This is a genomic window from Psychrobacter sp. P2G3 (genome assembly GCF_001593285.1).
In the GTDB taxonomy this organism is placed as follows: domain Bacteria; phylum Pseudomonadota; class Gammaproteobacteria; order Pseudomonadales; family Moraxellaceae; genus Psychrobacter.
Window position 1 is genome coordinate 2,085,942 of sequence record NZ_CP012529.1, and the last position, 11,664, is coordinate 2,097,605.

An 11,664-nucleotide genomic window follows, 5' to 3' on the forward strand; every position below is an offset into this window, starting at 1 on the left:
CCTAAAAACTGTTTTATAATAGTCGTGTGTAACCTGTTTATGGCTCAATAGGACTTTGATCAACCTCTGGTAAGTCCATTAATGATAATGGCATACTATCTACCATAGCACCGAGCTTCCAGTCATATAGTTGCTCGACTTGCTGATCACCTGCTTCTAAGCTGAGCTTAACTTGTAACGGTTTAAACCCTGTAGGCATCACAAAACGACCGCGAATACGAACAATTCCTTCAATAGCATAACGTGCAGGATCTAATGGAACCTCGACAAAGTTATCTTTATTTTGTAGAGTCAACGTAACCTTAAGATTTTTGGCGAGACCATCCTCACTAAGCATCCCTACATCAAAACCATATTCGAAGGCATTTTCGGGTAACGGTTCAATTTTTGCACCTAATATCTGTAAAGGCATGCCTCCTTGTTCAGCGATAAATTCGGCATATAAGTCATTCAACTGCGAGACTTGTCTGTTATCGACCTTCAAGTCTTGTTGCTTTTGACGTAGCTCATCTAAATTTGCTAGGCTAATGGTAAGCTCTTGCTTAGCTGTCTCTACTTGGTTAGTCAAGACTTTATGACTAATGCGTAGATCTTTGAGCTCATTAGTAGCTTCCTGACTATTAATAGTCGCTTGCTGAGTCTCTGACTTTAAGGCGTAATAACCGCGTTGATAGCCAAGCTTGTGCCCTAGTAAAATAGCAACTATCGCGGTCACCAGTATAGCTACCACGAATAATGCCAGCAGCCATGTTGATGTGCCTTGTTGTCTAATGCCAATGCCTTTATTATATTTTATATGGTCATTCCTATTTATTAATGGCTGTACCGTATCATCAGAAACAGATTGACAAGATACAAATGCAGACGCGTGACACGATGATCGTGCTGGCTGGGAGCGCAAGCGGGGGGCATTCTTAACACGCATCTGGACAATATCTCTTAACAGTAAAGGCGAGATATTATAACGGAATTTAAAGTCAATACCTAGCATAGCGCTGTAAGCGTGATGACTTAATAGTAAAGTTTCTGTGATAAGTCAGCACTACATTCCGTATAAATATCTCTTTTAACTTTGAAGCTTTATATTTTACGGTACAATCGGTGCAGCGTTTAACCCTAATGTTTCATCAAGCCCAAACATTACGTTCATATTTTGTATTGCCTGTCCTGCTGCGCCTTTTACGAGGTTGTCTTGTACTACTAGCACAGTTAACTCTCCGCGTGCATTATCTTGATGTACGGCAATACGTAAACGATTGCTAGCACGTACACTACGCGTATCAGGATAGATGCCGCGTGGTAAAACATCCACAAAGGCTTCCCCTGTATAGCTAGTCTCAAACTCTTGCTGCCAGTCCACGCTACTACCAGCTTCTGTTAGCACCATATGAATAGAGCTAAACATACCACGAATCATTGGCACTAAGTGGGGTAAAAAACGAATCTGCTGCGAGAATTGACTGCCCAATAATTGCTCAACGCCTTGTTCAATTTCAGGTAAATGACGGTGTCCGCCAACGCCATAAGCCTTAAAATTATCAGTCGTTTCGGCATAATTTAGTGCAAGGCTTGCTTGACGACCAGCACCTGATACTCCAGATTTAGCGTCGATGACGATACGTGATTCAATCAATCGTGTTGCTTTTTTATTTTGTATCTCAATAATGGGTTTTAATCCTAGGATGGCTGTGGTCGGGTAACAACCAGGGTTGCCTACAATTGATGCCGCCGCAAGCTTATCACGATTAAGCTCAGGGAGCCCATATACTGCTGTCTTAAGTAGCTCAGGGCAGGCATGAGACTGCTGATACCAATGCTCGAAATCTGCTAATGATTGTAAGCGAAAATCAGCTGCTAAATCGACAACCTTCACACCAGCTTGAACTAATGCTTCAGCTTGCTTCATCGCTACCCCATGTGGCGTAGCAAAAAACACTACATCACATTTTTGCAAAGCAGATAGCGTATCATCTCCTAAGTCGCTAAAGACAAGATCAGAGATACCACGTAAGCTTGGAAATATCTCATCCGCCCGTGTTCCTGCCTCACTTCGCGACGTTAACAAATCAATGGACACCTTAGGATGTGCTGATAGCAAGCGAATAAGCTCGATACCTGTATAGCCTGTACCGCCAACAATAGCTGCTGAAATCATAAGATATCCTTCTAATAGTTAGTCATTAAATATTACACTTACTAAGCTTTAGATTAATTGAGGTTAAAAGCTCTGTTTATTCTGAGGCTTGTACTTAGATTAATAACGCTTAAATTTGGTAATCATGTACGGCGTCAATAAATATTTTAGCATTGTCAGGATTAACCCACTGAGTGATGCCGTGACCTAAGTTTGCCACGTAACCTGTCTTTTCACCACCAATATAAGCACTGTCAAGCATGGCGTTTACTTCAGAGCGAATAGTCGCAGGTGAGCCGTACAACGTCGCTGGATCTAAGTTACCTTGGATGGCTTTACTGCTCTGGAGCTTCTTATGCTGTTTGGTCAACTGACGCTGGCTTTCAATCAACACTTGACGAGCACGATTAATCGGCATTGTCCAGTCTAAGCCTAAAGCATCAGCCTCACTATCAGCTTGGATATCAAGCCAGAGGCCACCGCCCTTTGTGAACAATACGACTGGCACATCAGGATGACGTATTTTCAATTCTGCAACGATACGCTTATTATAGGCGTGTGAAAAATTAACGAACTGACGATGCCCGAGCGCCCCGCCCCAACTATCAAATATCTGTAAAATTTGGGCCCCAGCAATGACTTGCGCATCTAGATAATCAATTACAGCAGTTGCTAGCTTATCTAATAACTGATGTAAAAACTCAGGATTGCTATACAAAAAACCTTTAGTATAACGATAATCTTTTGAGCTACCGCCTTCAATCATATAAGTAGCAAGCGTCCACGGACTACCAGAAAAACCAAATAACGGTACTTGTCCATTTAAAGCTTTACGAATACTAGTCACAGCGCGCATGACGTAATCAAGAGAGTCATTCACATCAAGCGTTGGCAATCTATCAAGATCTGACTGTTGACGGATAGGATGTTTAAATTTAGGCCCTTCCCCAGTCTCAAAATATAAACCTAAACCCATGGCATCTGGAATAGTCAGAATATCACTAAATAAGATAGCAGCGTCTAAATCATAACGACGCAATGGCTGCAAGGTCACTTCTGTCGCCCGATCCGTATCTCTACACAGACTCATAAAGTCCCCAGCCTCGGCACGAGTTGCCTTATATTCTGGTAAATAACGACCAGCTTGACGCATCATCCATACCGGTGTGGTATCTATAGGCTCAAAGCGTAATGCGCGTAACAATCTGTCATTTTTTAAGGGCGCAAAATCTTGCTGAGGTGTGTTAATATTATTTGAGGCACTCATGCACAAATCTCCAAAAGAGTACGATATTCATTGTTATCATTATTAAAAATGAAAAAAAATTAAGCTTGAAAATATATAAATCAAATACAGGTTACTATCAATTATTAGCAAATATGAACGTATACATAGTTAATGCCATAAAGAAAGAATCTAATATGGCATTAGTTTTAAAAAATAACGATGCTTACGACTATCTAGTAATCTTAGGCAATAGTGAGTGTTTTTCATAGACCAGCTATGTATCCGTACCACTTTAAGCCATCTATCTACTTTTGATAGATAACATCACATGGATAGTGCTAAATTATCACGATGTACCATTACTACACGCTCTTCCTTATTACCGAGAATTCTATCAAATTGCTCAGTACGCTCACGGGCGACACGGCGTGCATCATTAGATGAGAAGTTCATTTGCCCAACTGCTAAACGCTCGCCTGTATCTTGGTGAACGATTTCTACTACATCGCCTTCATCAAAATCACCACGCACTTCTACCACACCGACTGGCAATAAGCTTCTATTATGCTCTGTCAGCGCTTTGGCAGCACCAGCATCAACAATGAGAGTGCCTGACATGCGCAAATGCGCTGCTAACCACTGCTTACGCGCAATAATCTTATCAGCATCGTTAGTCGTTAATAGTGTACCGACTGCTTCACCAGATACCACGCGAGTAATGACATCATCAATCGCACCGCTCACGATAACGGTTGGGCAGCCGCCCATTGCCGCAAGACGACCAGCACGAATTTTAGTTAGCATTCCGCCACGTCCAAGCTTGCCACCATCTCCTGCAATGTCAAAGAGATAATCTGCCATTGCACGCTCTTGACGTATCATTTTAGCGTTAGGGTTATTGCGCGGATTATCAGTAAATACGCCTTCTTGATCCGTTAAGATAATATATAAGTCGGCATTGACCATAGCCGCTGACATCGCGCCTAAAGTATCATTATCACCAAACTTGATCTCATCAATAGTGATGGTGTCATTTTCATTAATTACTGGCAGCACACGCCATTCTAACAATTGGGTTAACGCGCCAGTCGTATTTAAATAACGGCTACGATTAGACAAGTCATCATGGGTTAACAATAGCTGAGAGCTTTGTATCCCATGTTGAATTAGTGCTGACCACCAAGTTTCAATCAAACCCATCTGACCAATAGAAGCGCAGGCCTGTAATGCCGCCAATTTTTTTGGGCGCTCCTCAAGGTTCATACGTACTACGCCTTCAGCAACTGCACCTGATGACACCAGTAGTACTTCCACTCCTTGTTTATGCAGATTAGCAATCTGTTTAGCCCACTCATAAATAGCAGTTCGATCAAGCCCTCGACCATTATTGGTTAACAATGATGAGCCAATCTTGACAATAACGCGCTGAATATCAAAGTTGCGGTCCTGTTTGATGAACCTTGCTTCTTCGGTCGTTTGTTCCATGTCATCTGCCATAAAAACTCCTGTATATTGTGGGGATTGATTTAAAAGATTAATAGGCAACCTGTTCTTTTGTAATATGAGGAACTGATTAAAGCTCACAAATAATAATAACAAATTTGTATAATGGTTAGCAGAGGATGCTAGTCGTCATTACGGCTAGCATTTCTTTGTTTCTAATATGCGGCTTGTTATGTCGCTACATTTTAGATGGGCGATTTAAGGGGTATAGATTACTTCGACACCGTCATCATCATCAAAATCGTCATCTGCCAGATCAGTACCTTCGCGCTGAGCTTTACGAGCAGCACGATAAGCTTCACGTTGTGCATCAGTATTGCGACGCACTTCTGCCTCTAAACGCTCAAAGCGCGCTTTTTGTGCTTCAGCAAAGGCAGGCTCTTCAATTTCTCGTTCACGTTCTAGCTCAATCTCGTTCATCAAATGATATTTGACTGGATCTACGCCATCACCAGTTAACGTTGAAGTGCGAAATACCACGCCTGTCCAGCCAAGCTCGGAGACGATACGGTCACACAGCTCATTCAACTCTTCTTCATCAACCACTTGATCGATTTTATTTAAAACTAAAATCTGTGGAAGATTGGCCAATTCAGGAGAAAAACGCTCAAGCTCGTTTAGAATGATACGAGCATTATTAATAGGGTCACTACCGTCAAGAGGTTGAATATCAACGATGTGCAGTAAACGACGGGTACGTGCCACATGTTTTAAGAAGCGAATGCCAAGACCTGCACCTTCTGATGCACCTTCGATAAGCCCTGGAATATCAGCCATCACGAACGAGCGATGTATACCAATATCAACCACACCTAGATTGGGTACTAAAGTCGTAAATGGATAATCAGCAACTTTAGGTGTAGCTGAAGATACTTGACGAATGAAAGTAGATTTACCGGCATTAGGTAGACCAATCAACCCAACATCAGCTACAACTTTCAGTTCAAGCTTTAATATTTTCAACTCGCCTTCAAAGCCTGAAGTTGCCTTACGCGGTGCTTGGTTAGTTGAGCTTTTAAAATGTGTGTTACCTAGGCCACCATCACCGCCTTTAGCGATTAATAACGTCTGACCTATTTCGGTCATATCGCCGATGACTTCATCAGTTTCGGTATCAATAACGGTAGTACCAATAGGAACTGACAAAAATACATCTTCAGAGCCTTTACCTGAGCAGTTTCTACTATGACCATTCTCACCGCGCATCGCATCGTAGCGACGAGTATAACGATAATCGACTAGAGTGTTGGTGTTGTCGTCAGCAATGACATATACATCACCGCCACTACCACCATCACCACCATCAGGACCACCACGCGGGACGTACTTTTCTCGGCGAAAACTGGCGATTCCGTTACCACCGTCACCTGCTTTTACCGTTACGACGGCTTCATCAATAAATCGCATGTTACGTTCCTTAATTTACTTTCTGGATTACAGTCATTGACTGATTTTATATTTGTGCTTACAAGGTGTCTGTATGCTTGTCTAGGTTGCTACTCATCTGTCTACTAGTCTGTTTATCGATTAGTTATCAAATTCATGCTTAATGACCTAAATTAACTTCAAGATACGCTTACCATAAAGCAAGTGTGTTATGAATTCAAACTAGATACTGGTTAGCAAAGCTTTTATCGTCATATTATAAAGGTATTAGAAATTTTTTATAACTCTTAGAACCACTATGCGAGCTATTATAGCAACAACACCCGATAACCAAATGGAATATCGGGTGTTGTTTTACATTAAGGACATTCCAATTACGCAACAATGTACTTATAAAAAGCGGCTCAATAAAAGCTTAACTTAATATTGACAAGTTTTACGCAGGAATTTGCGTATAGCTAATGCCGCCCATTTGAGTCGCTAAGCGTAATACTTGGGTGCTATAGCCGACTTCATTGTCATACCAGATGTACACAGTGGCATGGTTATCAGTAACGATAGTAGCTTGCGCATCTACAATTCCGACATGCTTAGTACCAACAAAGTCAGTTGATACCGCTTCTGTCGAATCGGTATATGAAATCTGCGATTGCCAAGTGTTGCTGTTGGCCATCTTACGCAAGAACTCGTTTAGTGCATCCGCACTCTTTGGTGCTTGTTTTAAGTTTAGGTTCAAAATCGCCAAACTAACATTAGGCGTAGGTACACGGATAGCATTACCAGTCAGTTTACCACTAAGCTCTGGTAGCGCTTTGCCCACCGCTTTAGCAGCGCCAGTACTAGTAATAACCATATTTAGTACAGCGCTACGACCACGACGATCAGCTTTATGATAGTTATCAATTAAGTTCTGATCGTTGGTAAATGAGTGAATCGTTTCAACATGACCGTTCTCAATACCGTATTCATCGTTTAATACTTTTAACGTTGGGGTAATAGCATTAGTCGTACAGCTAGCGGCACTGACAATAGTGTCATCGCCAATAGTATCGTTATTAACACCATAAACAACGTTTTTAATCTCACCACCAGCAGGAGCAGTCAATAGCACCTTATTTACGCCTTGAGATTGCAGATGTTTACCTAGACCCGCTTCATCTTTCCATATACCTGTATTATCGATTACTAACGCATTGTCGATACCATAGGCAGTGTAATCAATCTCACTTGGATCATTAGCATAAATAACTTGGACAAAACGACCGTTAATAACCATACCGTTGTTGTCATCATCAATACTGACGCCACCGGTAAAGCTACCATGGATTGAGTCACGCTCAAGTAGTGACGCACGCTTGGCAAGATCACCTGCAGCAGCTGGACGTACGACGATAGCTTTTAGTTGTAAGCCTCTTGCGCTTGATGCTTGCGATAACAACAGACGTGTCAACACACGACCGATACGACCAAAGCCATACAACACTACATCAGTAGTACCATTTTGTGCAGCTTTATCATCACCAATGGCTTGCAGAGCATCTTGCAAATCAATGTCATTAGCAATCAGTTGACCGACATCCACACGTGCGGATTGAATGTCACCACTGGTTGCTAACGCTTTGACCATCTCTAAAGTATCAGCAATAGCGATAGGCTTGCCATTCTGCTCACGAATTGCAGCTTTTTGATGCAGTGCTAGCACTTGACCCACTGAAGTTGTGTCAAGAGTCTCACCGAACAAGGTAACTTGCACGTCTTGCTCGTTATATAGTTTATTTAACAATCCAATCAGCTCAATAGCTTGTTGTTCTTGATTGTTATAGCTGTTTAGACGGTCTTGATGCAATTGGCGTAAGGTATTAGCTTGGCTCACGAGGAACATCCTTATGGTCAGTAAAATATAGTTGGTGGGATATGAAAAATTATAGAAGTACTAAAAAATATAAAGAACTGGGTTAATCGTTACTTAGATAAGATTGCTACTTATAACTACTTATTTATAACCGCTTTTTTATGTAAGTTTGTAGCCTCTCTGGCAGTCTTTATCTTGGCTTTTAATTGGTGTGTATTTTAGCTCAAAATGCCTAATTTTGCCAGTGATAACGCTTATTGCTAACGTTTGACCTTGTTAATCTGTTGTTTTTGACAAAAATCACATTTGTAAGTATAAAAAAGACAGCCTATCTAGCTGTCTCTTCGATTATTTGTTAATTCAAATTTGCAACCAGTACCAAACTCTTAATAGGTAAGCTGCTAGCTATCATGGCCTAATACGAGGTTAAATTATTAAAAGTTAAGGTACTAGATTAACCGTTTGATTACGGTGATCAGTCAGTTTAAATTCTTTTAAGTTATATCCTTGCTGCTGAGCAATCTTGCGATAGTTCGAATAAGTCTCTTGCGAAACATTTGGTGAACGTGCCAGCAACCATAAATACTTTTTGTCTGGTGTACCGACTAGTGCTGTTTTATAACTCGGGTCATGTGCTAGCACCCAATAATCTGCACGGCCTACAGGTAACCAACGAATCCATGAAGGTAAAAAAGTAACTTTAAGCTTACTGCCTGTACTGTCCGCAGGCTTTGCCAATCCTTCAGCAGTAATAGATTTGCCATCTTCAGCAGAACATTGATTAAGTACAGTAATACCAGAGCCTTCAGTTTTTGGCGTATAAGTAGCAGTCACATCACTGGCACACTTTCGTTGGAAGTACATCGGCAAGCGTCCAATTTCATACCATGTTCCGCTATATTTTGCTAAGTCTAGACTATCTACAGTAGTTGGTTCAGTAGCTGAATTATGAACGATAGAAGATGACTTGATATCTATGAGCGCCGCTGTCGTTTTTTCAGTATTTACTGTATCTGTACCTGCCGCTTGAATAGTTGTCGCTGGTGGCGTGGCAGCGTAAGCAGAAAATGCTGCCAATGGAACAATAATTGCCAGCGCAATTCCAGTATGTTTGATAAGACCATTCATAAATACGCGCTCCGGAACTTCACTACATTGAGCAGCTGCGGCTAGTAATGTATCATTTTTAGAAAGCTTTTTATTTTCGCTACTATCTATAGAGGCATGGAGCGATGCTGCCCTAGGTTCGTTCGAGCCATATACTTTGGTTGATGCTAAGCCTTTACTTTTCTTATAACGGCTTTTTTTTATCGATGTAATGTCAGCAATATGATCTGAACACTCGTCGGCAGAGTCGTCGTCTATCGATATCTCTTCGCTTAAGAACATGTGCACAGCCTTATCATTGTAGTTAGCATCATTACTGGCGCAACTGGTATTACCGACTACTTTTGTTTTGTCGCCCGTCAAATAATTATAACTTGATTGGTGAGTCCGTCCAGACTGAGAACCAGCTGCCTGCAAGTCAGAGCATTCTGGCGTAGGTAACTCATTGGTTTTCATAAAAATACCATCGAGGTTTATAGGTTAGAATCTTATTTATCGAAAAATTTTATCTATAAAATAATATAGAATATTAGAAATATAGAGTTCTTTAATATCTAGTTAAAATAGAATGAGTATTGTGTGTCTAATACTGTTACTTTTTACTTAGCACCCTATACTTTCATATGCAATATTAACGACATGATTGATCTTAAAACAGTGTGGCAATGTAGGAAAACGCAACGGTTTGTAAGTAATATTATTCTAATCTGAAAAACTGAACACATAGTAACTCGTATGTAAAAACCTTATTGAGATTTGCAATCAATAGCTCATCAAATAATAGCCAGTCTTTTTATTATGTTGAAGCTTTTATCATAATATTACAAAAACTGTCGAATGCCGGCTATGCTGGTCGCTCCATAGTGCGTTGCTTGTTCCAATAGGGTTGGTGACAATCCACCTAGTCCAATGACGGGCATATCCGCAAGCACTGCCAATGCTGACCATTCCTCCCAACCCAGTGGCATAGCATTAGGATGCGTTTGAGTTGCTAATACTGGTGATAAAAAAATACCGATTACTGGTGGCTTCTGCTGTGCTAAACGAGCAGTGGCAAGCTTATTGGCTGCATAGATACTGTCTGCATCATGACAACTTATTATCAATGAATGACTAGGAGGTAATAACTGACTAGATACAGAATTATTTTCAACTTCCTTGAACCATTGCATCAATGCAGTATGCGTCAGATGGTAAGCTGTTACTTGATGACTAGTTGTCAAGTAATAACAATCATCATTATGAGGCATAATTGAGAAGATATCTGGACGTGAACGCATCAGTTGCTCTGCCATATTCTCTGAGCTTGCATCCTTGACCCGTATATATACCCAAGCTTCTTCAGCTAAGTGTTTTTGATGAAACTGTAACCATGCTGCCGCTGGGTCAGGGTTTGTACTAAAGTGTGCCAGTGGATAGGTAATCACTATCTTTGAATGCAGACGTAGCCATTCAAGAATCGTTTTATTAGCAGCTGGCAAGTTATAGTTCCCTGCCAATAGCTCAGACTTATTTACCCATGTCAGAGCCTGCCCTTCTAAGCCGTAGCTAAGAGGTTTGTATTTTTCGTACTGCTGTGTTGTCAGCTCGATATTATAAACCTGTAAGCTTACCTGCTTATTACCATAGTCATGATGTAAGCGCCCAAGCTTAACGATTGTATTGTCAGAAATTTCAATACCTGTCTCTTCAGCGACTTCACGTATTAATGCCTGTTTCGCCGTTTCCTTGTTGTCTATCTTGCCGCCAACAAACTCATAGCGATTGCCTTGATGCTGCAACGCATCTCTAAACCCAAGCAAATATTTGTCTTTATAATGAATGACGGCGATAGCGACATTTACGATGGTTACTGGAATATTTTTTGATTGCTTATCTGACTGGTTTGGCATGGTAGTGTCCTTTATTACTGTTCTTACATTGGTTTTTTTATCGCCGCTCTGTTTCGTTATTTTGTAAAGCTTAAGGTGTAAGGCTGACGTTAATTTAAGAAGCTGTTTAATCTACTCGAAATCTTACTCAAAACTTCCTTGATGATTACTTTATGGCGATTACTGCAGATAAGTTTACATAATGACTGCATTTTATTTTATTAATTACCTTGCAAAAAACCCTAATGTAAATGATAATTATTATCGTTAATTAATATTGCATCGTCATTACTTAAACAGCTATTTCATCAAAAGGAATTTACTATGAGCATGGTCATCTCTCGTTACTTGAACTGCCGTGAAAATCGACTACCTACTCTTCAGTCGCAGCATTTATTTGCACTCACTAAAGAGGTGCGTATTGAGCATGAAGGTGAGGAATACCGCCTGCGTTTGACTCGTAATAATCGTTTAATCCTGACTAAATAATGTGAAAGCTATTACAAAAAAACGCCTTTATCGAAAGGCGTTTTTTATTGGAAAATAATGGGTACTGATTATTTATAGCAGCTTCTTATTATAG

The 11,664-nt window shown here is 40.7% G+C and carries 9 protein-coding genes; 1 reads left to right on the forward strand and 8 read right to left on the reverse strand.

Going from position 1 to position 11,664, the window contains the following annotated elements; all coding sequences use genetic code 11:
• Positions 1-37: 37 nt before the first annotated feature.
• The 8 genes from AK823_RS08480 to AK823_RS08515 form a co-directional block, all read right to left on the reverse strand.
• Positions 38-925 carry a hypothetical protein gene (locus AK823_RS08480; RefSeq protein ID WP_068039252.1) on the reverse strand — a complete coding sequence of 296 codons (888 nt, stop codon included), beginning with the start codon at positions 923-925 and terminating at the stop codon, positions 38-40.
• A gap of 162 nt (positions 926-1,087) precedes the next feature.
• Positions 1,088-2,155, reverse strand: coding sequence for an N-acetyl-gamma-glutamyl-phosphate reductase (gene argC, locus AK823_RS08485; RefSeq protein ID WP_068328193.1), 1,068 nt, complete (start codon positions 2,153-2,155; stop codon positions 1,088-1,090).
• A gap of 109 nt (positions 2,156-2,264) precedes the next feature.
• Positions 2,265-3,401: a uroporphyrinogen decarboxylase gene (gene hemE / locus AK823_RS08490; protein ID WP_068328195.1), complete on the reverse strand. Its 1,137-nt coding sequence runs from the start codon at positions 3,399-3,401 to the stop codon at positions 2,265-2,267.
• A gap of 285 nt (positions 3,402-3,686) precedes the next feature.
• Positions 3,687-4,859 (reverse strand): glutamate 5-kinase, encoded by a 1,173-nt coding sequence (gene proB, locus AK823_RS08495; RefSeq protein WP_068036306.1) that lies wholly within the window; start codon positions 4,857-4,859, stop codon positions 3,687-3,689.
• A gap of 204 nt (positions 4,860-5,063) precedes the next feature.
• Positions 5,064-6,272, reverse strand: a complete 1,209-nt coding sequence (gene cgtA, locus AK823_RS08500) for an Obg family GTPase CgtA (RefSeq protein ID WP_068328196.1) — start codon at positions 6,270-6,272, stop codon at positions 5,064-5,066.
• A gap of 415 nt (positions 6,273-6,687) precedes the next feature.
• Positions 6,688-8,133, reverse strand: coding sequence for a glyceraldehyde-3-phosphate dehydrogenase (locus tag AK823_RS08505; RefSeq protein ID WP_068328198.1), 1,446 nt, complete (start codon positions 8,131-8,133; stop codon positions 6,688-6,690).
• Positions 8,134-8,544: 411 nt separating this feature from the next.
• The gene (locus AK823_RS08510; protein WP_068328200.1) at positions 8,545-9,666 is read right to left on the reverse strand and encodes a lipocalin family protein; all 1,122 of its coding nucleotides are present in this window, start codon (positions 9,664-9,666) and stop codon (positions 8,545-8,547) included.
• A gap of 365 nt (positions 9,667-10,031) precedes the next feature.
• Positions 10,032-11,102, reverse strand: coding sequence for an NUDIX domain-containing protein (locus tag AK823_RS08515; RefSeq protein ID WP_068328202.1), 1,071 nt, complete (start codon positions 11,100-11,102; stop codon positions 10,032-10,034).
• Positions 11,103-11,405: 303 nt separating this feature from the next.
• On the opposite strand from AK823_RS08515, the gene AK823_RS13960 reads away from it, so the two are divergent.
• Positions 11,406-11,570, forward strand: a complete 165-nt coding sequence (locus AK823_RS13960; RefSeq protein ID WP_010200173.1) for a hemin uptake protein HemP — start codon at positions 11,406-11,408, stop codon at positions 11,568-11,570.
• The last annotated feature ends 94 nt before the right edge of the window (positions 11,571-11,664 follow it).